General features: G+C 70.4%; 24 protein-coding genes and 2 pseudogenes. 18 read left to right on the forward strand and 8 right to left on the reverse strand.

The window, feature by feature from the left end; translation table 11 throughout:
• The first annotated feature begins 47 nt into the window (after window positions 1-47).
• Entirely contained in the window at window positions 48-1334 is a 1287-nt protein-coding gene (locus tag Srubr_RS09505; RefSeq protein ID WP_203854955.1) for an FAD-dependent monooxygenase, read from the forward strand.
• Window positions 1335-1489: 155 nt separating this feature from the next.
• Here Srubr_RS09505 and Srubr_RS09510 read toward each other — a convergent pair whose 3' ends face one another.
• Entirely contained in the window at window positions 1490-2404 is a 915-nt protein-coding gene (locus tag Srubr_RS09510; RefSeq protein WP_189997796.1) for a LysR family transcriptional regulator, read from the reverse strand.
• Between the two features lie 186 nt (window positions 2405-2590).
• On the opposite strand from Srubr_RS09510, the gene Srubr_RS09515 reads away from it, so the two are divergent.
• The 3 genes from Srubr_RS09515 (at window position 2591) to Srubr_RS09525 (ending at window position 4653) form a co-directional block, all read left to right on the forward strand.
• A complete protein-coding gene (locus Srubr_RS09515; protein ID WP_189997691.1) occupies window positions 2591-3364 on the forward strand; it encodes an alpha/beta fold hydrolase in 774 nt (257 codons plus the stop codon).
• Between the two features lie 570 nt (window positions 3365-3934).
• A complete protein-coding gene (locus Srubr_RS09520) occupies window positions 3935-4108 on the forward strand; it encodes a hypothetical protein (protein ID WP_189997692.1) in 174 nt (57 codons plus the stop codon).
• Between the two features lie 308 nt (window positions 4109-4416).
• Entirely contained in the window at window positions 4417-4653 is a 237-nt protein-coding gene (locus Srubr_RS09525; RefSeq protein WP_308439930.1) for a helix-turn-helix domain-containing protein, read from the forward strand.
• A 306-nt stretch (window positions 4654-4959) separates the two neighbouring features.
• Here Srubr_RS09525 and Srubr_RS09530 read toward each other — a convergent pair whose 3' ends face one another.
• A complete protein-coding gene (locus tag Srubr_RS09530) occupies window positions 4960-6450 on the reverse strand; it encodes a carboxylesterase/lipase family protein (protein WP_189997693.1) in 1491 nt (496 codons plus the stop codon).
• Window positions 6447-7385, reverse strand: coding sequence for an MBL fold metallo-hydrolase (locus tag Srubr_RS09535; RefSeq protein ID WP_189997694.1), 939 nt, complete (start codon window positions 7383-7385; stop codon window positions 6447-6449). The genes Srubr_RS09530 and Srubr_RS09535 overlap by 4 nt, the downstream gene beginning before the upstream one ends.
• Window positions 7386-7687: 302 nt before the next feature.
• Here Srubr_RS09535 and Srubr_RS09540 point away from each other — a divergent pair, with 302 nt between their 5' ends.
• Entirely contained in the window at window positions 7688-8557 is an 870-nt protein-coding gene (locus tag Srubr_RS09540; protein WP_189997695.1) for a helix-turn-helix domain-containing protein, read from the forward strand.
• Window positions 8558-10125: 1568 nt separating this feature from the next.
• On the opposite strand, the gene Srubr_RS40385 is transcribed toward Srubr_RS09540, so the two are convergent.
• Window positions 10126-10527: a hypothetical protein gene (locus Srubr_RS40385; RefSeq protein ID WP_229926851.1), complete on the reverse strand. Its 402-nt coding sequence runs from the start codon at window positions 10525-10527 to the stop codon at window positions 10126-10128.
• Between the two features lie 105 nt (window positions 10528-10632).
• Here Srubr_RS40385 and Srubr_RS41625 point away from each other — a divergent pair.
• From Srubr_RS41625 to Srubr_RS41380, 4 genes and pseudogenes are all read left to right on the forward strand, one after another.
• A pseudogene (locus tag Srubr_RS41625) lies at window positions 10633-10861 on the forward strand (hypothetical protein); the annotation flags it as partial.
• 120 nt (window positions 10862-10981) lie between these two features.
• Window positions 10982-11335 carry a hypothetical protein gene (locus Srubr_RS40390; protein WP_229926870.1) on the forward strand — a complete coding sequence of 118 codons (354 nt, stop codon included), beginning with the start codon at window positions 10982-10984 and terminating at the stop codon, window positions 11333-11335.
• A 216-nt stretch (window positions 11336-11551) separates the two neighbouring features.
• Window positions 11552-11647: pseudogene (locus Srubr_RS41375) on the forward strand (cation-translocating P-type ATPase C-terminal domain-containing protein); the annotation flags it as partial.
• Between the two features lie 112 nt (window positions 11648-11759).
• Window positions 11760-12068: a cation-translocating P-type ATPase C-terminal domain-containing protein gene (locus tag Srubr_RS41380; RefSeq protein WP_268257594.1), complete on the forward strand. Its 309-nt coding sequence runs from the start codon at window positions 11760-11762 to the stop codon at window positions 12066-12068.
• A gap of 291 nt (window positions 12069-12359) precedes the next feature.
• Here the strand turns inward: Srubr_RS41380 and Srubr_RS09550 are convergent, their stop codons facing one another.
• Window positions 12360-12953 carry a TetR/AcrR family transcriptional regulator gene (locus Srubr_RS09550; RefSeq protein WP_189997697.1) on the reverse strand — a complete coding sequence of 198 codons (594 nt, stop codon included), beginning with the start codon at window positions 12951-12953 and terminating at the stop codon, window positions 12360-12362.
• Window positions 12954-13058: 105 nt separating this feature from the next.
• On the opposite strand from Srubr_RS09550, the gene Srubr_RS41905 reads away from it, so the two are divergent.
• Genes Srubr_RS41905 through Srubr_RS09570 form a run of 4 tightly spaced genes read left to right on the forward strand, consistent with a single transcriptional unit; the run spans window position 13059 to window position 16564 of the window.
• Window positions 13059-13706, forward strand: a complete 648-nt coding sequence (locus Srubr_RS41905) for an SDR family NAD(P)-dependent oxidoreductase (RefSeq protein ID WP_351327103.1) — start codon at window positions 13059-13061, stop codon at window positions 13704-13706.
• Between the two features lie 33 nt (window positions 13707-13739).
• On the forward strand, window positions 13740-14516 hold the full coding sequence (locus Srubr_RS09560) for an SDR family NAD(P)-dependent oxidoreductase (RefSeq protein ID WP_189997699.1): 777 nt from the start codon (window positions 13740-13742) through the stop codon (window positions 14514-14516).
• 31 nt (window positions 14517-14547) lie between these two features.
• Window positions 14548-15390, forward strand: a complete 843-nt coding sequence (locus tag Srubr_RS09565) for an MFS transporter (protein ID WP_230426650.1) — start codon at window positions 14548-14550, stop codon at window positions 15388-15390.
• A 52-nt stretch (window positions 15391-15442) separates the two neighbouring features.
• On the forward strand, window positions 15443-16564 hold the full coding sequence (locus tag Srubr_RS09570; RefSeq protein WP_189997700.1) for an epoxide hydrolase family protein: 1122 nt from the start codon (window positions 15443-15445) through the stop codon (window positions 16562-16564).
• A 576-nt stretch (window positions 16565-17140) separates the two neighbouring features.
• Here Srubr_RS09570 and Srubr_RS09575 read toward each other — a convergent pair.
• Window positions 17141-17728, reverse strand: coding sequence for a TetR/AcrR family transcriptional regulator (locus tag Srubr_RS09575; protein WP_189997701.1), 588 nt, complete (start codon window positions 17726-17728; stop codon window positions 17141-17143).
• Window positions 17729-17810: 82 nt separating this feature from the next.
• Here Srubr_RS09575 and Srubr_RS09580 point away from each other — a divergent pair, with 82 nt between their 5' ends.
• The 3 genes from Srubr_RS09580 (at window position 17811) to Srubr_RS09590 (ending at window position 20348) form a co-directional block, all read left to right on the forward strand.
• Window positions 17811-18614, forward strand: coding sequence for an SDR family NAD(P)-dependent oxidoreductase (locus Srubr_RS09580; protein WP_189997702.1), 804 nt, complete (start codon window positions 17811-17813; stop codon window positions 18612-18614).
• A gap of 234 nt (window positions 18615-18848) precedes the next feature.
• Window positions 18849-19618, forward strand: a protein-coding gene (locus tag Srubr_RS09585; protein ID WP_229926871.1) for an IS5 family transposase whose coding sequence is annotated in 2 segments (ribosomal slippage) — window positions 18849-19143 and window positions 19143-19618 — 771 coding nt in all. Because the reading frame shifts where the segments join, the coding sequence is not laid out codon by codon here.
• A 220-nt stretch (window positions 19619-19838) separates the two neighbouring features.
• On the forward strand, window positions 19839-20348 hold the full coding sequence (locus Srubr_RS09590) for a hypothetical protein (protein ID WP_189997703.1): 510 nt from the start codon (window positions 19839-19841) through the stop codon (window positions 20346-20348).
• Window positions 20349-20412: 64 nt separating this feature from the next.
• On the opposite strand, the gene Srubr_RS09595 is transcribed toward Srubr_RS09590, so the two are convergent.
• The gene (locus Srubr_RS09595; RefSeq protein WP_268257595.1) at window positions 20413-20952 is read right to left on the reverse strand and encodes a phenolic acid decarboxylase; all 540 of its coding nucleotides are present in this window, start codon (window positions 20950-20952) and stop codon (window positions 20413-20415) included.
• Between the two features lie 137 nt (window positions 20953-21089).
• On the opposite strand from Srubr_RS09595, the gene Srubr_RS09600 reads away from it, so the two are divergent.
• The gene (locus tag Srubr_RS09600; RefSeq protein WP_189997704.1) at window positions 21090-21623 is read left to right on the forward strand and encodes a MarR family winged helix-turn-helix transcriptional regulator; all 534 of its coding nucleotides are present in this window, start codon (window positions 21090-21092) and stop codon (window positions 21621-21623) included.
• Between the two features lie 657 nt (window positions 21624-22280).
• Here the strand turns inward: Srubr_RS09600 and Srubr_RS09605 are convergent.
• Window positions 22281-22475, reverse strand: a complete 195-nt coding sequence (locus Srubr_RS09605; RefSeq protein WP_189997705.1) for a hypothetical protein — start codon at window positions 22473-22475, stop codon at window positions 22281-22283.
• Window positions 22476-23194: 719 nt separating this feature from the next.
• On the opposite strand from Srubr_RS09605, the gene Srubr_RS09610 reads away from it, so the two are divergent.
• Window positions 23195-23503 carry a hypothetical protein gene (locus Srubr_RS09610; protein WP_189997706.1) on the forward strand — a complete coding sequence of 103 codons (309 nt, stop codon included), beginning with the start codon at window positions 23195-23197 and terminating at the stop codon, window positions 23501-23503.
• Window positions 23504-23603 lie beyond the last annotated feature (100 nt).

The following is a 23603-nucleotide window of genomic DNA, read 5'->3' on the forward strand; positions in this document are numbered from 1 at the left end:
CCTGTGCTGGGGACGTTCCAGCGCGGGAGGAGTAGAGGGAGGCTGTGATGAGCGTCGACGACCCCGACCAGGGCCACGCGATCCGGACGGGCGGGCAGGGATCAAGGGTGAGCGGTCCCAGGGTGTTGGTGGCGGGGGCGAGTATCGCGGGACCCGCGCTGGCCCACTGGCTGCGCCGGCGGGGGGCTGAAGTGACCGTGGTGGAGCGGGCTTCCGAGCTGCGCCCCGGCGGGCAGGCGGTGGACGCGCGCGGGGTCGCCAAGGAAGTCATCGGGCGCATGGGGCTGGACGCGGCGGTGCGCGCGGCATGCACCGACACCGCCGGCGCGCACACCGTGGACGCGGACGGGCAGGTGCTGAAAACCTTCCATGCCGACGACGATGGTGGCGACGGGTTCATCGCGGATATCGAGATCCTGCGCGGGGATCTGTCCCAGGTGCTCTACGACGACACCCGCGACCGGGTCGAGTATGTCTTCGGCGACCGAATCGCCGGGCTCGCCCAGGACGCGGACGGGGTCGAGGTGGTCTTCGCGGGCGGCAGCCGGCGGCGCTTCGACTTGGTGGTCGGGGCAGACGGGCTGCACTCGGAGCTGCGGGCGATGGTCTTCGGGCCGCATGAGCGGTTCCTCCGCCACCTCGGGCACGTGCTGGCCTTCTGCAGTGTGCCCAACGAGTTCGGACTGGACCGCTGGCTGCTGGAGTACCAGGATCAGGAGTCCGGGCGCTCCGCCCTCCTGCGGCCCACCCAGGACGCCACCCGGGCGATGGCCATGTTCTATTTCGCCTCGGCCGACTTCAACGTCGACCACCGTGACGTCGCAGCCCAGAAGGTCCTGCTGCGGGAGCGGATGGCGGGCCTGGGCTGGTTGACCCAGGACATCCTCGCGCACCTGGACGACACTCCGGACTTCTACCTCGACCAGGTCGCCCAGGTGGTGATGGACCGCTGGTCGAGTGGACGGGTGGGGTTGCTCGGGGACGCGGCGTTCAGCTCGTCGCCGATGTCCGGGCAGGGCACCGGGCTGGCACTGGTCGGTGCCTACCTGCTGGCCGGAGAGCTGGCCGCTGCCGGGTGGGTCCCCGAGGCCGGGTTCGCCCGCTACGAGGCGCGGATGCGGTCGTTCGTCGAGGCCAACCAGGAGATCGGCCGGTTGAACGCCCGCAGCCGTGACGTCTCTGGGCCGGACACCGAGCCGCGCCCCGACTTCGCCAGCGAGTGGTTCACCGAGCTGGTCGGACGCGCGATCAACGGCATCGAGCTGCCCGACTACGCGGGGGTGCCGGACTTCGCCACGGTCGGATCGCCGATCACGTCGTCGGTCAAGCCGTAGGCGTTATACGACGTGTCGCCGAGGCCATCCACGCATCGAGGGGCACCGCCCGATCGGCCGGCCTTGCGCTCCCGCCGGTGGCGGAGGCGGGAGGCGATCGCGGGTAGGTTGCGGCGGTGCGCACGGTCGAGCTCCTGTTGGATGAGGCGGCAGAGCTAGTAGGCCGGCTGCCGTGTCGGCTGCTCTGCCTGTTGGTTGCACGCCTGAAGCAGGGCCGTGAGCCGACGGGACGGCGGGCCGGGGCGCGTCGCCAGGTATGTCGGCAGGGAGGGCGCCCTGGCCGGGTCGGCGAAGGGCCGGAAAGCGATCCGGTGCACGGGCTGCACGGCCGCCTGGGAGGCGAAGTAGACGGTCCAGCTCGGCCGGCCCGCGGCGATCGCGGCCAGGGTGTCCTGATCGGTGGTGAACGCCGGTCCCATGGCTGGTTCGAAACCCGCCGCCCGGCAGGCGTCCACAACCACGTCGACCAGATACGGATTGCTCTCGCGGGATGCGATCCGCAGCGGCAGCCCGGCCAGGTCCGCGAGGTCGACCCGGTCCCGCTCGGCGAGCGGATGCCCGGCAGGCAGCGCCGCGACCAGTTCGTCCCGCCACAGCGGCAGCAGTTCGAGGCCCGGGGCGCGGTCGGCGCCGCGCACGAACGTGGCGTGCAGGTACCCGTCACGCACCTGCTGCAACCGTGTCGTCGTGGGGCCGCTGACCAGTTCGACGAGCAGCCATGGCGCTTGCTCCGACAGCGCGGTCAGCACTCCGTCCAGGCGCAGCCCGAGCCCCACGCTCGTACCGATGCGGACAGTGGATTGCTGCTCGCCGCGTACGACGTCCATCGTCTCGGCTGCCGCCCGCTCGGCCGCGAGCATCGCGCGGGCGTGCGGCAGAAGCGCCCGGCCCGCCTCGGTCAGCCGCACGGCCCGTTTGCTGCGGTCGAACAGGGTGACGCCGAACTCCCGCTCCAGTCGCCGCACTTGCTGGCTGACCGCGGGCTGCCCGATGTACAGCCGTTCGGCGGCCCGCCCGAAGTGCAGTTCCTCCGCCACTGCCACGAAGTACTTCATCTGACGCAGTTCCACGCCGTCCCGCCCCCCGGACCTCTCGCTCATCACGTCCCAGCACGGCCCTTCACGACCCATCACGATCGGTGATGAGTCCAGGAGCAGATCACTCATTGGCCGACGGGCGCCCGTCCGCTGGAATCTACCCATCACCACAGCGAACCGGCCAGGCAGGCCGGGTCGGCAGGGAAGGGCAAGATCCTCATGGCGTACACGACGGTCGACGGCATCGCTCTCCACTACGAGGACCTCGGCGCGGGCCGTCCCCTGGTGTTCCTGCACGGCTGGGGCACCAGTGGCCGGGTGTGGGACGCGCAGGCGGCCGACCTCATGGCCGACCACCGCGTGATCACCCTTGACTGGCGGGGCTGCGGGCGCTCCGAGCGGCCTGCCGACGGCTACACCATCAGTCGGCTCGCCGGCGATGTGCTGGAGTTCGTCGACGCCCTGGGACTTGACCGGCCGGTGATGATCGGTTCGTCGATCGCGGGTGCCTTCATCATCGAGGCAGCCCTCGCGGCCCCCGACCGGTTCGGGGCGATCATCCCCGTCGACGCAGGCGTCCACCACTTCTGCGGGCGTCAGGGCGCCATGGACAAGCTGCTCGCGGGCCTGCGCGCCGACCGCGCGGGCACCCTCGCCGACTTCGTGCCGCACTGGTACCGGCCCGGCGCGAGCACGGCGATGATCGATTGGACGGTGGCCCAGCTCCTGGAGTCGACCTTCCGTATCGACGGTCTCGTCGTCGACCAGGCCGGCTACGACCCGCGTGAACGAGTGGCGGCCCTGCGTGTGCCCACCCACTTCCTGCACGGCGAACTCGACACCGAGGTGCCGCTGTCGGTGCCCCGCGAACTCGCCGCCCTGATCCCCGGCAGCCGCCTCACGGTGATCGACGGCGCTGGGCACATGGCGCAGCAGGACCAGGCGGACCGGTTCACGGCCGCCTTGCGCGCGGCCCTGTCCGACCTGCTCTGAGCAACGCCCGCCCCCTCTCATCACCTCCTCCGTCTCTTGGGAGTCCCCCATGCCCTTCGTCGACGTTCCTACCTCCGGCGGCGTCACCAAGGGCGCACTGCCTCGTCACATGCAGCGGGGCCCGGCCTGGTCCTGGTGCACAGCACCGGCGCCACCGCGACCGGCAGCAACTGGCCGCCGTTCATCGCCGACCCGAGTGAGCGCTACACCATCGTCGTCGCCGGTTCTGCAGGGCTCGGGAGAGACCAGTGCCCCCGGTGGCAAGGGAGGCGGGACTCGACCGGTTCCACCTCGTGGGCCACGCGCTGGGCCCGGTGGTCGCGGCGCCGGGCGCCGCCTTGTACCCGGACCGAGTCGCCTCGCTCCCCCGGCTGGTGGCGGGCGGGGCCGCGCGGACGCCCACATGGCCTTCCAGCTCGATCTGTGGCGACAACTGGCCGGCCCCGACCCGAACGTCCTGGCCCGGCTGATTGTGCTCACCACGCTGGGCAAGGACACGCTGCGCGCCCGCTTCAGATCCACCTGCCCGCGCCGCGCAGCCACGACAGTGCCGATCCCGACCGGCACGGCGTGCACGTCTTCACCGGCCGCGCCGACGGCCGCAGCACCACCGTCCAGGTCGCGCACGAGGTCTACGACCAGGCGCGCGCCGCACAGCAGGCCGCGCTCGACATCCCCAGCGGGCGGATTCGCGAAAGGGCGACCCCGGCAAACACGGCGTTGCCCCCGAAGACCTTTATGTGACGGTGCGCTTCACCGACTGAACCAGCGCCCGGTGTTCGGCCAGGTGCGATGGCTTTGTTCACCGGATCGGCGGCGCGCTGCCGATCGGCCACCCGTACGACCTGGTCTTCTCCCGGGAGGCGGGGGGCGCGGCTCGGCTTCGCCGTGGTTCTGGCACGCGCTGGGGGCTTGGCGGGGCGGGCCGAGCGGTAGGCCGGCGCCCCAGGCCGGTCGGACAACGGCACCAGCACCGCCCCTGCCGACGAGCGGCCGGCCGGGGGTCCGGTAGCCGTCCGCGGGTTCAGCCCTTTCCGCTGGAACGCAGGAGCGTGGTCACCCGACGCCGCTCACCGCACGACGAGCGCCAGGTCCTCATCCGCCTCACCCGGGAAGGCGCCGAACACCTCGCGGTCATGTGGGCCCAGCTGCGCGCGCGCCAGTACGCGGCCCTGTCGCAGTTCACTCCGCAGGAGCAGCGCGTACTCGCCGCACAGCTGCACCGCCTGGCCGGCCTCATCAACGAGACCATTCCCAGGGCGGCCGGATCGGCGGCGGACGAGGGCTGACCATCCAGGCGACGGATCTCGCTGACCCGACCCCCGGTTCGGCCCCGGCACCGAGCACCGCAGGCCCTCCACGCCGCAGAACGTTCCGGGGGCCGCACGAAGTGCGGTACCTCGGGCAAGAGGTGCTCCGCGTCGTTGCCAGAGCCGCCGCAGTCGCCACCGAACGGTTCGAGCAGGTCTGGTTCGCGCGGTCCCTCGGCGCTCTGGAGGGAACAGCTCCGGTCACGACCCCATGGCTGTCGCACTCGCCCGGTGCGGACAGCTCGCCTCGTGAAGGAGAACGCGTCGCACTATGTGCGTGCCGGGTCAGGTCCATGCCTGGCGTTCCCGGCCGCGAGGGTCGTCGGTCTGCGTCCAGTCGGTGTCGATACGCATGGTGGCCCGGCGCACGGTGTCGTACGGGGCCCAGCCGGGATCGCCGGTCCTGGCGAACCGGATCCATGTCTCGTGCATACGGGGGGCGAGACCGGCGGGCGGTCCGTCGGGGCCGAGCAGGGCATGGGCACCGTGCAACCGGGACAGGTGCGTGAGGTCGAAGACGAAGGGCAGCTCCACCGCGTGGGCGGCACCCAGTCGTCCGTCCAGGGCGTGGGAGCGCCACGCGAACTCGTACGCGTAGGTGGCGCCACCGGACCGGTCGGTGTGTGCGTCGGCCAGGGCCCGGCTGCCCGCGCCGAACAGGGCGTCACCCAAGATGGCCGACCGCAGCTCGCCGAAGGTCGCCCTCGGGCGGGTCTCGCGATAGGTGTCCACGAGCCGGACCGGATCGGGATGCACACGTGCCGCGAGGGCGTCGACGTCCGCACGGGTCGAGGTGGCGTACGTGCCGAAGGGGACCAGATAGAGGTTTCCCTCCTCCGTGTTGGTCCCGACGAGCAGGTCGACGTCGGCGCCGAGGCCCGCGGCGACGGATTCCGCGGGCTGGGTGTCCAGGACCAGGCTGAAAGGGCTGAGCCCGACCAGCGGATCGCGGTGAGTGGCCGTCCGCAGGTCCGTGCCGGCGAGCGCGGAGGCCGCTTCCACCAGGCGGGCGTCCGGAATCTCCGCGAAGGCGTCGGCGTGCGGTTCGATGCCCAGGATCCGGGCCGCCGCCCCGGTGACGCGGGCGGCCTGCTCGGGCGTGAACGCGCCCAGGCCGTTGCCGCTCTGGACGATCGCCCGGTGGAACAGTCCCGCGGCTTCGGGAGTGGCCAGGACGCCCCCGATGACGGTCGCCCCCGCCGACTGGCCGAACAGGGTGACGTTGTGCGGGGCACCGCCGAAGGCGGCGATGTTGTCCCGTACCCAGCGCAGCGCGGCCACGACGTCGAGCAGCCCGCGGTTGGCGGGCGCTCCGGGAAGGTCGAGGAACCCGCCCATGCCGAGTCGGTAGTTGAGGGTGACGAGGACGACACCGTCGCGGGCGAAGGCGGAACCGTCGTACAGCGCGGACCGCGTCGACCCCGCGACGAACCCACCGCCGTGGACGAACACCATGACGGGCAGGTCGCCGTCCCTGTCGGCGGGCGTCCAGACGTTGACCGTGAGGTAGTCCTGGCCACGGCTCCAACCAGCCCCGAAGTAGGGGGACATGTCCAGACGGCCGAGTTCGCGTCCGGCCTGCGGAGCGTTGGGCCCCGGCGTCGTGGCGTCCCGTATGCCGTCCCACGGTTCGTGCGGGTGGGGCGCCGCGAACCGGCCGGCACCGCGGGGCGGGGCGGCGTAGGGGATGTTCAGGAATGTGGCGACGCCGCCCTGGTGCAGACCGCGGACGGGTCCCCGCGTCGTGGTGACGACAGGGTCGGTGCGATGGTTCACCGCAGTGCCTTTCCGCAGAGCTCAGCCTGTTCGGTGCGGGCGGCGAAAGGAGCCCAGTGCTTGATCGCGAACTTGCCGCCGTCGCGTACCACGTGCGCGGCGCCGTGGCCGCCCAGGTGCGCCGGCACGACGAGGGCGTGGTTGTCCGCCGCCCAGCCCAGGACCTTGCGGCGGGTGGCGCGTGCCTGCGCGGGGTCCTCGCAGAAGCAGCTGTTGGAGTCCGGTTCGAAAATCTGCACCGGGCTGTGCAGCAGGTCGCCGACGAAGACCGCGCGGTCCGTCCCGGAAGTGAGCGTCAGTACGGAGGACCCGGGGGTGTGCCCCGGGGCGGACTCCAGGCGCAGACCGGCGTCGATCTGGTGGCTGTCCTCCCACAGCAGTGTCTGGCCGGCCTGGTGCACCGGGGCGACACTGTCCTCGAACACGTTCTGGTTGCCGCGGCCGAGTACGCTCCTATGGCCGTTCTCCGGGTTCCAGAAGTCGAAGTCGTCCTTCGGCATCAGGTAGGTGGCGTTGGGAAAAGTGGGCACCCAGGTACGCCCGTCGAGATACGTGTTCCAGCCGACGTGATCGATGTGAAGGTGTGTGTTGATCACGATGTCCACGTCCTCGGGGCGGACTCCGGCGCGGGCGAGGTTGTCCAGGAATCCGGTGTCCATCCGGCTCCATACAGGGGCGTACGGGCGCTCCTTGTGATTGCCCACGCCGGTGTCGACGAGGATGGTCCTGCCCTCGCTGCGCAGGAGCCAGGTCTGGATCGCCGAGTTGACGATCCGGGTGCCGTCGTCCAGGAAGTCCGGGACCAGCATGGTGCGGTGTTCTTCCCACGCCTGCGCGGGGCTGTCCGGGAAGAACGTCTCGGGGGTCATGTCCACGGGCCCGAAGTACTCCCGGACACGGGTGAGCGTGACATCACCCAGGGTGATGGTGTTCATGGGTGGCTTTCCCTGCGCTTTCTCAAGGGGCGACGAGGCTGTCCGGCGTGGCACGGCCCGTACGCGTCGGCGGTCTCGGCCGGACAGCTCCCGGACAAGCGCCGCGGACGCAGCGGCGGTGCCGAAGAGCCCGGTCATGTGGACGTCCTTACGTGAGGTGCGCCGCACGGGGTGCCGTCGTCGCGGCGGGTGAACGGTGCGGAACCCATGTCAGCGGCATCACGGCGACCGAGCCAGACCGGACCGTGCCTATCCCCGGCCGGGTCAGGTTCCCGGCACGCGAGGCCCGCATACTGGGCCACATGAGCGGACAGCGAGAACTCGGGAACTTCCTGCGGACTCGGCGGGCTCGGCTGCGTCCGGAGGATGTCGGGCTGCCGGACTACGGAGACCGGCGCCGGGTGCCCGGCTTGCGCCGTGAGGAACTGGCGCTGCTGGCCGGTGTGAGTTCCTCGTACTACACCCGTCTGGAACAGGGCCGGTCCATGGGCCCCTCACCGGAGGTCCTCGGTGCCATCGGCCGGGCGCTGCACCTGGACGAGGCCGAACAGCGTTACCTCCACGACCTGGCGGACCGCGCGAAGCGGCGTACGGCCGTCCACCGCCCGCCCGCCGAACACCTCGACGCGGCGACCCTCGACCTGCTGGAGGCTGTCGGTGACGTTCCCGCCCTCGTCAGCGGGCGGCGCGGTGACGTCCTGGCCTGGAACCGGACGGGGCACGCGCTGTTCGCCTCCCACCTCGACCCGGCCGGCCCGGCGGATCCCGGCAACCGGCCCAACCTGGTCCGCCTGATCTTCCTCGACCCCCGCACCCGCGCGCTGTACGCCGACTGGCCGAGCAAGGCGAGGGCCGTCGTCGAGAACCTCCGTATGACGGCCGGCCGGCACCCCGATGACACGCTGCTCACCTCGCTCGTCGACGAGTTGACCACGAGGAGTGCGGAGTTCGCCGCCATGTGGGCCGATCACAGGGTCAGCCCCTGTGACTCCGCGGTGTACGAGATGCACCACCCGCTGGTCGGCAGCCTCACCGTCCGGCAGCACAGCCTGCGTCCCCCGCAGGACGAGGAACGGCACATCGTGCTCGCCATCGCCGAACCCGGCTCCCCGTCACAGGCCGCCCTCCGCCTGCTCTCCCGGGCCACTGTCCCGTCGGTCCGTCAGGAGTGAAGTGCCGGCGGCCTCTGCCCGCACCGTCCTGCACGAGGAGCCTTCCGACCGCGCCTGGTGAGCCGACGGTGCCGGAAGCGGTTCTCCGGGTACGCAGGCGCGGCTCCGCACAGCCGGTCGAGACGGGACACCACCGGCCCGGGCAGTGACACCGTGCAGGACGGCCGAGGTGAGCACGGTGAACGTCACGACCGCCCACGGGCGAGGTAGTAGAGCGAGCCGACGCCACGGACGCCGCCGCGTATTCACCAGGCCGTGTTGTCCAGACACAGAACCAGCAGGCCCGGCCGGCCGAACACCACCGCCGACTTCGCCGGTGCGCTGAGTTCGACGACATAGCTCGGGCGCACTGGCAGACCGCACCGTTCTCGTAGGCCTTCCAGTTCTTGTACAACTTGGCGGAAGCGGGCACGGGCACCAGGCCAGGCGCCGGGTTGGCATGAACCAGAACACCAAGAGCGTCAGAAGGCCGACATCCGCAAGGCCAGCCACGGTAACGGCGGCTGACCAGGACGCCAGTTGCTTGCTGACGGGGGGCTGATGTCGTCGTACGCCTGTATGCAAGGCGCGTACGCGGGGCGCCACAGGATGGTCTCCGCCGCTGTGTTGATCAGGAACATGCCCGAGGTGGTCAGGAGCAGGAGCAGGAGGATGAACCTGCGGGTTTTGCCGACGCTCCATCGACGGTAATAGGCCCCAATCTCTGTGGACGACGGCTGTTGCACGGGCGGGCTCGGCTACTGGTTGCGCTCGATGTGGCGGATGACACTTGACGCGAGCTGTCTGGCCGAAGCCTCGGCGAGCCCTGCCTCCTGAGCGCGCTGCGTGACGACGACGCGCGGTTCCGCGCGCTGTGCCTCGTCCAGCCGCGGCAGGGCGGAGACGCTTGCAGGGCTGCCGCACAGCCTGCGCCACGCTGCGGACAGTCGGCTGGCGCCGCTCGTACCGTCACACCAGCCAGTTCCTGTGCGAACTGCTGCAGCACCATCCACACGAGCGGCGCCACCAGCACAGTGACCTCACCCAGGCCGAACTCCCCCTGTGACGTCCGCTCGACCCAGCGGCGTAAGCGGGAGCAGGGCGATGCCCTCGTCCATGAGCTGGTGAGCCCGTCGTCGTTGGCCGAGACCGGCGAGGCACCTGCCGCTGTCCGCGGCCAGGTCCGCCATCCCCATCCAGGAGCACCAGGCGGGCGCCGGATCGCAAGAGGGGCCCGCAGCGCCTTCTCCGCGGCGGTCAGGGCCCGGCGGCACGGGCCGTCCTCACCGAGGGCGGCGAGGGCGCGGGCCTGGCGGAGGTATAGGAGGGCGCGTGCGGTGGGGTGTTGGGTGCGCGGGATGGTGTGGTCGAGGATGGCCGCGGCACCGCGGGCGTCGGTGAGCCACAGCAGTTGGTAGGCGAGGTTGTGGCCACTCTTCAGCACTGACCGTTGACCGCTTCCCGACCTGGAGCACCGACGGAGGGAGCGACCTAGTACCGCATCAGACAACATTTGCCCTTCAGTCGACGGCGCGGGGATGTTGTGATCCTGGGGCTGCTGGTCGCGCTGCGATGTGCGGACGCCGTTGTCAGATTCCAGGTCCGTAACCGGGGTCTGGCTGCCGGCGGGGGGTCCACCACTCGGTGAGCCCCCACACCGCGAGCGCGAGCGTGGCCAAGGCTACGAGTGCCGCGACCCAGGGGCGGTGCACCCATCTGGTGGCCAACGCCCAGGCGAAGAGCGGAACCAGTGCGCCGCCGAGCACGATGAGCGGCAGATCGATGAAGAGTACGCTCAGATCGCGGGCATGTCCCTCGAATCCTCCGTCGATACTCGCCGCGGCGCGCGGTGCCCAGACAAGCGGCGCGGCTGTCGCACCGAGGCCGGCGAGTAGGCATCCGGCGCCGCCCTCAGTCTTCGGGTTCATATCCGTGGCCCGTTCCGCGGTTCTCTCGCCCATGCCCGTGATAGACGCGGCGGCGTGGTGCACGGTTCCGAGGCAGAGCGGCCGCGTGTTGCAACAGCGAACGTTGGCCTGATGTGACGCGCCGTCCGGGTGCTGTACCGGGTGGCAGGGGGCGGCCACTCTGTGCTGATGGCGATACGCGCACAGGTCCGAGAGATCGACGATGGCGAGGGTCAGCGGTTACTGCGGATCATCCGCAGGGGCACTGGATCGGTGGTGACCTGGCGGCGGGCCCAGATGGTACTGCTGTCCGCGCAGGGCATGCCGGTGGCGAAGATCACCAGGATGACCTTCTCCCGCGCCGACCGGGTTCGCGATGTGATCCACAGCTTCAACGCCGACGGCTTCGGCTCGCTCCACGGCCGGATGCCGTTACGACGTGACGGGCGAGGGCTACGACACCGCCGGGACCGTCCGTACGGCCGACGGGCGGCCAGGTCCGAACCTCCGGGAGGCCGTCCTGCCGTTCGCCTGTGCAATGACGCCAGGCTCGGCGCCGACGGCGTCATCAACGACCCCACCCAGGCCGCCCTCTGCTCGTCCTCGCCCCCAAGGCCGGTCTCGACCCGGCCTGCGTGCCCGGACACCGCGCACCGGGGAGATCCCTTTCGACCCGGCCGCGAAGTACATGGTCACCTTCCACCCGGGGTGCGACGAATCCGTCCTCGTGCACGCCAAAGGGGCGGTCGACGTCCTGATGGACCGGTGCACCCACCTGTTGACCGACCAGGGCCCGGTTCCCTCACAGCGGAGCGCCGCCGCGAGGTCACCGACGTCGCGCGGCGCATGGGCGGCGAGGGTCTGCGTGTCCTCGGCGCCGCCACCGCCGTGAGCGACCGCTGCCATGCGGATGAGGCGACCGGGCTGACACTCACCGCGATCGCGGGCATCGCCGATCCACCGCGTCCCCAGGCACGCGACGCAGTCGCGCTCACCCAGGCGGCCGGGGTGACCGTCAATCGGCGCCATCCTCACGCTGCTCGCCACCGTGCTCGCCGGACCGCCGGCCCCCATGTCCGCGATCCAACTGCTCTGGGTCAACATCATCATGGACGGTCCGCCCGCCATGGCCCTCGGCATCGACCCGCCACAGCGCAATGTGATGCATCGTCCGCCGCGCTCGCCCGGCGAACACGTCCTCAACACCCGGAGCCTGACGGCCATCACCCGCACCGGCATCGTCATGGCCGCGGGCACCGTGATCCGTCTTCGCCGCCGCCCAAGCCCTCACCGACGACACCGCCACCGCGACCACCATGGCGTTCACGACGTTCGTACTGTTCCAGCTCTTCAACGCCCTGGCCGCCCGCAGCGAGGACGGACCCGTCCTGGGCCGCCACCAACTGCGCAACCGCTCTCTCTGGCTCTGTCTGGCGGCCGTGTTCGTCCTCCAGATCACCGCCGTGCAGGCGCCCTTCGCCCAAGACGCCTTCGACACCGTCGCCCTCAACACCGCCCAGTGGGCCGTCTGCCTGCTCACCGCTTCCAGCCTGCTGCTGGCGGAACAGGCATGGCGTGCCGTGCACGCACGGCTCGGCAAGGCATGCGGCGCGCGGGAGCGGTGAACTGCCGTGAGCCTCCACCAACTTGAAAGCGTAGGTCAAAGGACTGGTGTGACCGGCTCTCGGGGTGCTCTGCTGGTCGTCGGCGGCAATCTGCGCAGCAGATCGTCTGCCAGAGCTGGACGGTTCGCTGATTCCTACTCGCTGGGGTCAGGCGGCCTTCCACCATCCGAGGCATGGGTCCCGAGCTGCTGAAACGTCAGAAGACTCGCATTCATGGAACGCGCCGAGTGCGTGGACGGCATCGTCCCGGCGATGTCGTCCGCTCCTGAGAGCTTCGGCACGCCGCCGGTGTCAGTCGGTCCGTAGGCCGTCGAGAAGAACGGTCAGCACGAAGTGGTGACCGTGTGCGGGATCAGGTTCAAGTCCCAGCACGCATCCCTGTACCGCTGGGGCGCCGGTCAGCCGTAGCACTTCCTGCCAGGCCAGATCCCGGCGAAGACGTCCCTGGTCCTGAGCACGTTCGATGACCTTCCGGGTGAGGTCGAGGAGCTCGCGGCGCTGCTGGGCGACAGCGGGCCCGCCGTGCTGATCCAGGGAGCCGGACAGTCCCGCGTTCTGAGCGGTACGCAGGGCCAGGCTGGTGAACAGCGACGAGAAGCCCTCCCAGGCGTCATCGCAGTCCAGGGCCTGGTGTGCGGTGTCGGTCAGTTCGGTGAGGATGTCACTCAGCACCGCCGCCATGAGCTGGTCGCGTTCGGGGTAGCGCCGGTAGACGGTGCCCACACCGACGCCGGCCTCCCGAGCGATCTCGTGGTAGCTCACGTCCAGGCCGGTAGAGGCGACGGCACGACGCGCGGCCGCGAGGACCCGCGCGGCATTGCGCTGGGCGTCGGCGCGCACGGGCATCGCCGCCCCCTGGGTCGTCGCAGACCGCTCCGCGTTCATCACCCCATCTTATCCATAAGTGGACAGCTTCTGTCCGCCTCCTCTACTCTCGCAGAAACGGACAAGACCTGTCCGCTTGTTTGGCTCGTGCGAGAGGTGCGAAGCATGGGGTCCTGCGTGTGGCTGGTCACTGGCGCGTCCGGCGGGTTGGGTCAGGCTCTGGTCAGTGAGGTTCTGAGTTCAAGTGAGCGAGTGATCGCGGTCACCCGCGACGACGAGCCGTCGCAACCGCTTGCCGCCGCCTTTCCCGGGCGCCTGCGCACCGTGAGCGTGGACATCACCGACGCCGGTACGCTGCGCCTGGTACTGGATGACGCGATCACCGGGTTCGGCCGCCTCGATGTCGTCGTCAACAACGTCGGCTACGCGCTGGCGGGCCCCTTCGAGGAACTGGACGACACGGAGCTGCGCGCCCAGTTCGAAGTGAACTTCTTCGCCGCTGCCGAAGTGAGCTTCTTCGCCGCTGCCAATGTCCTGCGCGCCGCTCTGCCCCACCCTGCGCGCGGCCAAAGCGCTGGGCGAGCCGGCTGCCCGGCAGCGCCGCCCTCCCCGTGCACGAAGCGCCGGCGCGCTCCGTCAACGCCGCGGCAAGGCAGGTCCGCGACCTCGCCCGTATGGCCCAGGCCCTCGTCGCCCTCGCCGATATGCCGAGCCCTCCCGCCCCGCGCCTTCCCTTTCGCAGCGACGCCCTCGCCGATATCGAGAAGGCCCGCAGCGACCACCTCGACGAGCTACGCCGGTTCGCGACCCTGAGTGCTTCCACCGACCACACAAAGGCAATCCGACATGCCCGAGCACCGCACCACCAGCCGTATCGCCGTCATCACAGGCGGCAGTGAGGGCCTGGGCCTGGCCATCGCCGATGCCCTCGCCCGCGACGGAGCGGAGCTGATCCTCGTCGCCCGCAACCGCGACAAGCTCGAGACCGCCGCCAAGGAACTCGGCGGGCACGGCACTGTCGTGCACACCGTCCCCGCGGATCTCTCCGCGCCCGACGCCCCCGCCCGGATCGCCGCACACGTCGGAAACCTGACCGATCGGGTCGACACCCTCGTCAACAACGTCGGCATCGCACACTTCGCCTCCCTTGCCGACACCACGGTCGACGAGATGAACACCATGTGGCACCTCAACGTCCAGGTGCCGCTGCTGCTGAGCCAGCAACTCCTGCCCGCCCTCGTGAACGCTCGGGGAAGCATCATCAACATCAGCAGCTACTGGGCCCGCAAAATGGTCGCCGGCCGTCATTCGGCCGCCTACTCCGCCACCCGCGGAGCGCTCAACTCCATGACCCGGGCGCTGGCCAGTGAACTCGGCCCCCAGGGAGTCCGCGTCAATGCCATCGCTCCCGGCGCTGTCCGCACTCCCAAGTACGAACGCTCCTATCTCGCCCTCATGACCGCAGAGGAACGCACCGCACACGACGAGCAGATCGAGCACTCCTACCCCCTGGGACGCCTGGGCACTGCCCAAGACATCGCCACCGCGGCCGTCTACCTGGCCTCGGGCCAGTGGACCACCGGCGCCATCCTCGCCGTCGACGGCGGACTCACCATCCGCTGACGTCTGCAAGATTCCTACCTGGCTCAACGCCGTGAACCACCAGGTCGCGGGCATCAGGCAGATGGTTCGTGCCGGGAACCCCGGGCGACTCGATGTCGTCGGCACGGCCGTTCTGTCGGTACTCGCCGGCTCCTTGATCACGTTGCTGCAGGCACACTCGGCCGGCCTGCCCGCCCCGGTCACGTTCGTCGTGGCCGCCGCCGGGGCGCTCGCCGCCGTGGGACTGTGGTGGCGTGTGCGTGTGCGCAGCACGCCCGACGGGCTCTCGCCCCGACGGGTGATCGCATCCCGCGGCTTCCTGGCGGCCGGGCTCATCGGCGGGACCGTCTTCGCCGGCTACTACGGGGTGCTGTTCCGCGCCCTGTCCATGATCGAGCAGGCCACGGGCGGTGGCCCCGTGGAAGCCGGTGTGCTCTTGGTCCCGGCCGCCGCCTGCTCGGTGCCGGCCGGACGGCTGGTCGGCACCTTGACCGACCGGTTCACCGGCTGGCAAGGTGTCGGCCGGGCCCCGGCGCTCACCGTCATCGGCGTGCTCGTGGTCGCGGTCTTCACCGGGCCGGTCCCGATCGTCCTCGGCACGGCCTTGGCCGTGTACGGGTTCGCCGGTGCCCAAGCCGTACCGGTGAGCCTCGCGCCGGAGCTGGTCGCCGCGGACGACCGCCACACCGCACAGGGCCTGCTCAGCTTCATGAACGTTCTGGGCGGCGGGATCGGTCCGGCCGCTGTCGCGGGTCTGTCCGGCATCGCGCCGGCGCCGATGGCCCTCGCGGTGCTTGCGGCACTCCCCCTGTCCGGATTCGTCCTCAGCCTGACCCGACGTCCTACCGCCGACCGCCGCCCCGAACCGGGTACCCCGCGTGGGAGCCCGCGCTGACGGTCCACCTGCAACTGATCCGACAACGCCTCGACCAGCAAGGAGCCTTGCCATGTCCGCCGAGCCATTCGAGGTCAGCATCACCGAAGCCGAGATCGCGGACCTGCGTGAACGACTGCGACGGACACGGTGGCCCGAGCGCGAGCCGGTGGACGACTGGTCACAGGGGCTGCCGCTGGCGTATGCACAGGAGCTGTGCCGCAGCTGGGCCGAGGACTACGACTTCGGGTTCGCCGAGCGGCTGAACGTGTTCCCGCAGTACCGCGACACCATCGATGGGCTGGGCATCCACTTCCTGCACGTCCGCTCGCCGGAGCCGGACGCGTTCCCGCTCGTGCTCACGCACGGGTGGCCGGGTTCGGTGCTCGAGTTCCTGGAGGTCCTCGGCCCGCTGACCGACCCCCGCGCGCACGGCGGTGACCCGGCGGACGCGTTCCACGTGGTCGCGCCGTCGTTGCCCGGGTACGGCTGGAGTGACAAGCCGTCGACGACCGGGTGGGGCATCACCCGCATCGCGCGCGCCTGGGACACATTGATGGTCTCGCTGGGTTACGAACGGTACGGCGCGCAGGGCGGTGACTGGGGCTCGGCGGTGTCCGCGGCGCTGGGCGAAGTGGCGCCCGATCGGGTCGCCGGCGTCCACCTGAACCTGGGATCCGTGGCGGCGGGCACGTTCAACGACCCGACGCCCGCGGAGCTGGCGAATCTCAAGGCCGAAAAAGAGATGCAGCGCACCGGCCGGGGATACTCGGCGATCCAGGCTACCCGGCCGCAGACGCTGGGCTACGGCCTCACCGACTCCCCGGCCGGGCAGGCGGCCTGGATCGCCGAGAAGTTCTGGGCGTGGACGGACAACAACGGCCATCCCGAGGACGCGTTGTCGCGGCAGACGATCCTCGACGAGATCTCGGTCTACTGGTTCACCGCGTCGGCCACGTCGTCGGCGCGCCTGTACTGGGAGAGCTTCGCCAACTTCCGGGACAAGGTGACCGCGCCGTCCGGGCTGTCGGTCTACCCACGTGACATAACCCGCCCGTCGAGGCGGGAGGCCGAGCTGCGGTTCACCGACCTGCGCTGGTTCGAGGAGCTGCCGCGCGGCGGCCACTTCGCCGCATTGGAGCAGCCGGAGTCGCTGGTCGAGCAGATACGTGGATTCTTCCGCCTGTTCCGCTGACGGTCCGCCCCCTGGGAAGCCCGCGCCCAGGAGATGGTCATGTCCGTCCCCCGGGTCAACGGCACAACGACGGCCGCGTACCGCGTTCTCCTGAATGGCCAGTTGCGAGGATTCTGCGAACGGCCCGCGAGTGATCACGTTTCGGCAGGTCGCCGTTCGCAGAAAACCTCTCACAACCAGGGCGTTGTGCCCAACGGTCCTGAGAGACTGCCTGGTGGACCGTGGGCCCGGTCAGGCCGTGAGTGCGGCGCAACGCACCGAATGCCCCAAGTGTGAAGCTCCGGCCGGGAGTCCGTGCCGCGCCCGGAGCGGGAGATGCGCGACGAAGTACCACACACCGCCCGCTTCACCCTTGTCCCCGCACTCCGCGAAGAACTCGACGTTCCCGTACCCGACGACCGCGCCCCGGGACTGACCTGGACGCCGGGCCCGCCTGTCGAGGACGCCCCGCCGAGCGCCGCCGCGAAGCCGATCCGGATCGGTACGCCCGCTGCTGGACCGCCCAGCAGGAACCCCAGTCCCGACTCGATGCGCCGAGTGCGAGCGTGTCTTCTCCGAGAAGATCGGATACGTGCCTCAGCCGTGGTCCCGCACCGCAGCGAGGCACTGGTCGTAGAGGTCTGCCAGGTCGATCCGTCCGTCATGTCCGGCCCAGAGTTCGGTTGCCGTGTCGATACAGGCGAAGACCGTCGCGACGATCGCCTTGGCCTGCGTGTCGGGAGCCGGGCGGCCGGAGCCGTTGCTCAGCCGCGCCCGGATGACGGGGACGAGTTCGGCCTGCCAGCGCAGTCGCTTCTCGATGTAGCGGGCATGCAGCGAGGGCGTGTCGAAGACGAGGCGGGAGAGTTCCAGCGCGCGCTCAGGTGGGTGGTTGGCGGTCAGAATGACCTCGAATCCGGCGCGCAGGGCATCCCAGGCGGACATCTCGGCCGGCTGCTGCTCGACGGTCCGTTTCAGCAGCTCGCCCAGCGCCTCCTGGTCGCCGCAGACCAGGTCCTCCTTGGTTCCGAAGTAGCGGAAGAGGGAGCGCTGCGAGATCCCCGCCTCCCGCGCGATCTGCGCGATCGTCGTCTGCTCGTAGCCCTGCTCGGCGAACAGGCGTACCGCCGTGTCCAGGATCGCCTGGACGGCGACCTGCCGCGAGCGCTCCCACAAGGTCGTCATGGACGTCAGGATACGCCTCTAGACAGCGACCGCCTACCTGGCATTAACTGCCAGAAAGGCAGCGACTGAAAGAAGGATGACCATGCCGGCCGTCGACTACCACGGACACACCACTCTCATCACCGGGGCCAGCGCGGGCCTCGGCGCCGAGTTCGCCCGCCAGCTCGCCGCCCGCGGCTCCGACCTGGTGCTGGTCGCCCGCCGCAGGGAACGCCTGGAGAAGCTGGCCACCGAGCTGCGCGAACAGCATCGGATCCAGGTGCACGTGGTGGAGATGGACCTGGCCACGGACCACCCCGGGCAGGCGCTGGCCGAGCAGGTGGACCAGCTCGGCCTGCACGTCACAAGCCTGATCAACAACGCCGGGTTCGCCACCTTCGGCCCTTTCCACCAGGCGGACCCGGACCGGCTGCGCCGGGAGATCGCGGTCGACGTGACCGCGGTCGCCGACATCAGCCGTGCCTTCATCGACCAACTGCGTACCGCGGGCCGCGGAGTACTGGTCAACGTGGCGAGCATGGCCGCCTACCAGCCCAACCCGCGCATGGCGCTCTACGGGGCGACCAAGGCGTTCGTCCTCAGCCTCACCGAAGCGCTGTGGGAGGAGTCGCGCGGCACCGGTCTGCGGGTGCTGGCCCTGTCCCCCGGCGCGACCCGGACCGAGTTCTTCGATGTCGTGGGCACCCCACAGGCCGCCGGAGGGACCAGGCTCGCCTCGCCCGTCGACGTCGTCCGCACCGCGCTGGCCGCCCTGGACCGCAGGAACCCGCCACCCAGCGTCATCGCAGGCCGCATGAACCGGGTGATGGCCTTCCTCGCCCGACGCCTGGCCACCCGGCGCCAGGTCATCCGGGCCATCGGCCGGCTCACCGCCGAGGGGGCATGACGACGGGCGGAAAGGCCGTAGTGACTCCCGAACTCATGCCGGCCATCTCCGTTCCTGTGGCGTTCCCGTTCCGACGGCGACACACGCCGGTCGGACGGGTGGACAAGACAGTGACGGCGCTTGCGGACCAAGCGAGCCTGTAAGGTCAGATACGTTCGTCTGTGGCGATCGCTCGTTGGTCAGGCCATGGGGCGGGGTACGTGGAGTCGGATTGTTCCGGACGGGCTGTAGGAGATCGCGAAGCCGCTGATCCCACCGTCGAAGGTGCGACCTCAGGGCGGGGGAACGCGGGACACCCCTGATGAGACGCTTTTCGCGGCCATCATCTACGTCCTGGCCAGCGGGTGCGCCTGGCGTCAACTTCCGCCCTGCTTCGGGGTATCGAAGTCGACCGCCCACCGCCGGCTCCTGATCTGGTCGAGAGCGGGAGTCTGGGGCCGGCTCCACGAAGCCGTGCTGCACCGCCTGGACGACGCCGGGCTCCTGGACGTCTCCCGTGTCGTCCTCGACACCGCCCACTTCAGGGCCAAAAAGGGGGTGAACACACAGGTCCGAGCCCCGTGGACCGGGGCAAGCCGGGTGCCAAGATGCACATCCTGTCGGACGCGAACGGACTGCCCCTTCTCGTCGGCGTCTCGGCCGGCAACACCCACGACAGCGAAGGACTGAAGCCCATGGTCGAGGGTCACCAAACGAGAAACGACCCCCACCGCGGCCGCCACTTCAAGCCCCAGCGCCTGCACGCCGACAAAGCCTACGATCGCGCCTACCTGCGGAAATGGTTACGCGGCAAGCGCATCGGAGCCCGGATCGCACGCAAAGGAATCGATTCCAGCCAACGATTGGGCCGCCGCCGCTGCGTGATCGAACGCACCATGTCGTGGCTGTCCGGCTACCGCCGACTCAGCCCACGCTACGAACGCAATCCCCGCAACTACCTGGCCTTTCTCGGTCTCGCCGCCGCCATCTGCTGCTTCAAACGACTTGTCCGCCTCACCACATAGGACACGGTCTAAGTCGCCGGACAGTCGGGTGCCCATGACGACCGCGCGCAGCACGGCGATGGCCAATGCGCCCTCCAGGACCAGGAGCAGGCTGGCGGCCAGACGGGTCGGCAGCGTGGCGCGCGGCCGCGCCCCGGCCGCCTCCAGGGCGACCAAGACCGCTCTCTGGGCGGCGATGCCGCCCAGGATGCTGCCCACTGCGAGGGCGAGCTGACCGGCTATGGCGGCGCTGACCATGATGCGAAAGATGGTACTGGCCGTCACCGGGACCGACGGCCTGGAGGGCGCCGAGCCGGGCAGGGCGCTGGCGGAGTACGGGCAGAACCTCACCCCGGATCTGCTCGGTGTGGCATCGGGCCTGACGTCCGGGTGGGCTGTGAGCGCGGGCGAGGACATCCGGGCGGCGACCGGTCGCCTCGCCCGCCACGTCCTGCGGGCACTTCTGTCGTTCACCCAAGTCGACGCCCCGGAGGGAGTGCGGGTCGACCCTGCTCGCGCATCTGCGCGCGGATGCCCTCGCCTATTTCTGACCATCCCCGCCAGCCGTGCCCCGGTCTTCGGCCACGACGGGCCCGGAGATGTCCTGCCCGGCAAAGTCACCACAGCCAGGCAGTGGAATTGCGCATCCAGGACAGGACGCGGGCATCGCGGCGTGCCGTCGACCGCGATCCGTCGCTCCGGCGGTCTGCTCCGGCTGGTCCTCGGACGGGGTCTTGCGCGCACTGGCTGAGATCGGCACCGCGCCCCCGTGGGTCACCCACCGCGGGAGGCGGCGGGGTGACGCCGCCGCCCTTTCAGTTGGTGCGGTCGGCGAAGCCCCGGGGCAGGTCCTGGGGGCCCACCGCGACAACGCTCTCGTCGTTCTCGCCGACGTACTCGAACAGGGTGATGCGGGCGAACTCCGGGACGACGTATATCGGGTAGGTGGGGCCGGCGTCCCGGTAGGCGCGCATCTCCTCCAGGTGGTCGTTCTGGTAGAGCACCGTCTTGCCGCCGTCCTGCTCGATCCACTGCGGGAAGAAGATGGTGCCGTGCAGGACTCGTCGGCGGGGCAGCACGTTGACGACGACCGAGGTGCCGGTCGGTTCATTCCAGGACACCTTGTAGACGTCGTCGGCGAGCCGCACCAGGTCGACCTCCTGGTCCTTCACCCAGCGGCCGCCGACCATCCCGGAGTGGATGCGGTAGTCGATGGTCGTGGCGTTCTTGACGTACATCTCGTACTGCCAGCCGTTGGCGTACGTGTAGATGAACCGGTGCCCGACGATACCGGCCAGATCCTGCGGCGGGACGGGGTTCTCGACGGTCGTCGGGGTGTCGTACACGGTGGTCATGGTGGTGCTCCTTGCTGTGCTGTGAGCGGTCACCGACGGCGTGGGGTCCGGCCGGTTCGGTGCGCCCGCTCCACACACCACTGTGCCACAAAATATATTTGTGACAAAACTTTATCTTCGCAGTCCACAATGGTGGCATGCGTAACACAGACAGAGCGGCGGACGAGACGGGCGACCGCGGTGCACCCGGCACGCCCGAGGCGGCGCGCGTCGCGGCCGGACTGGGCGGGCTTCTGGGGCCGCTGCGGCGCGCGGTCCTGCGCGCCACCCGCAACGCCGAGGGATTGCCCGACCTGCCGGAGGCGCAGATCGAATTGCTGCGGGCCCTGTCCTCCTCGCCCGAGGGTCTCAGCCCCGGTACGGCAGCCGCGCGTGTGCGGGTGGCACCGTCCACCGTGAGCAACCTGGTGCGGGCGATGTCCGCGGCCCGGCTGGTGGAACGGGTCCGGCCCGAGCACGACCAACGGACCGTGGTGCTCACCGCGTCACAGGAGGCCCTTCACCTACTGAAGCGCTATGACCGGGCCAGCACTGCGGCGCTCACCCGCGTCGTGGAGGAACTGTCCGACGCCGACCGGGCGGCGCTGCACCAGGCGCTGCCGGCTCTGGACCGGCTGGTCACCGCACTGGAGACCGGCGACGGCACCCGTCCGGACTCGATCAGCCCCTGATCGGAGTACGAACACCCCGTCGAGCGCGACCCTGAACAGGCTCCGAGCTGAACACCCCGGCCGGCCGCGCGCCGGTCTTCGGCCACGACGGACCCGGAGGACATCCGCCCGGCATCGTCACCACAGCCAGGGGCTCGATGCCGCACCCGGGACAGGGCACGGGCATCGCGGCGCTCGGCAGCGCTACCGATCCGGTTCCGCCGGCCCCGGCGGCAAGGCGACACCGTCCAGCGGCCTTCAGCCGCCCCCGCTGCCTGCGCAGCGCTGCCTTCTTCGCCGCCTTCGACTTCGGCTTGCGGGGCCGCTTTTGAACCGGCTGCCACCCCCGAGGATCACCGGCCCCGGGGGCCTGGGGCTTGTCGAGCGCGGCGACGGCTTCAAGCGTCCGACGGGTCTGCTCCACCGTGACGACGCCGGTCCCCTGCTCCGGGACGCGGCCGGCCTTCAGGCCGATACGGGACGGCCGCGGGCGCGGCCTTCGAGGCAGTAGGCACGGCGACGGGATGCGGCCGGGCACGGCAGCCCAGTCGGTCCGCGCTGCGTCGGCGGCGAGGCGGGCCCGCTCGTACGGGCGGGGCGGTCCGGTTGCGGTCAGCGGGCGCAGCACGGCCTGGTCCTCGGTGCGGCGCGGGTAGAGGGCGGGCAGGTCGGCGGTCATCATCCGGCGGCCGGCCGGGTGTAGTCGTCGACGGCCGTCTGCACGATCTGTTCGTCCAGGCCGGGTTGGTGTGGCTGGCCGCGCAGAACGTAGGAGAGGTGGCGGCGGGCGGCGAGCAGGTGGTGGCGTAACGCGCCGCGCATCACGTGGACCACGGCGACGACATCGACGGCGGCCGGCGCGGTGTCGACCACCGGCCGGACACCCGCCCACACGGCCGTGGCCGCCGCCCGCGCACGCTCGGCCAGCCGGTAAACGGTGCCGGCGCCGAACGCCCGGATCGCGGAGTCCCTCCTCTCCCCGGATCACCGTCGAATCCACCGTTATCGCCCGGGAGACCTGGCGGTTCCCGGCTCCGCATTGGCCTTCGCCGACGACAAAAGCGAGGCCCGGCGCTTCGTCCGGGCCCGGCGGTGACACGACCCCCACGGACTGCCCCGCTTCTTCTTCGTCTCCCCCACCGAACCCCGACCCTTCTTCGTCGTCGACTTCGGCAGCCCCGTCTACGTCAACATCCTCGCCAAGGCCGTCCGTCGGCTCACGCACAAGGCCCCGACGCCCGCCTCACCATCACCAAGATGCTCCCCACCCCCGCACAGACCTGGCTCACCGACGACCAAGACCACCGCTACACCTCCGAACTCCACCTCGTCGCCGTGACGGACTGAACCCGCGGCACGGCCGCGCCCCGAGTCGTACGAGACGGCGGCGCCGGACCGTACCTGACCGCTGAACAACGTTGCACCGGGCCGGTCCCCTCTCCCGGGGCCCGGCCCCGGTCGCGCGCGGCGCCGAGCGGACGGGTGCCCGGGGTCGCCCGTGTGGACGACACCGGGATGCAGTAGCCGCCCAGTTCCGTACGGTCGTGTGCAGGGCCGGAACACCCTCCGGCCCGGCCATGAGGAGGCGCGCCATGCGTCGCATCAGCTCGACACTCACCGTACTCGCGGCCGCCGGACTGCTCGCGCTCACCGTTCCCGGCCCGGCGTCCGCCACGAACGGATTCCTCCGTATCGGCGGAGTCGTCCACAACCACCCGCTGGGCTGCTACGAGGTCGTACAACTGTCCACCGTACTCAACTTCACGGACGTTCCCGTCCGCATCCACAATGTCCCGGGGTGCCAGGGCAGCGTCGTCCAGATCCTTCCCCCGGGACTGGCGGCGCAGGTGCCCGGGACACACAGCATCCTCGTCGAAGACCCGCTCGGCCCCGTGGGGTGACATGCACGGCTGACGGCGCCCTCCGCCCCAGCATCGTCGACGACGCCGGTGACGGCCTTGGCGAGCCGGCCGAGGTACGGCGGCAGCGCGGCCCGGCCGA

The organism is Streptomyces rubradiris (genome assembly GCF_016860525.1).
Classification (GTDB): domain Bacteria; phylum Actinomycetota; class Actinomycetes; order Streptomycetales; family Streptomycetaceae; genus Streptomyces; species Streptomyces rubradiris.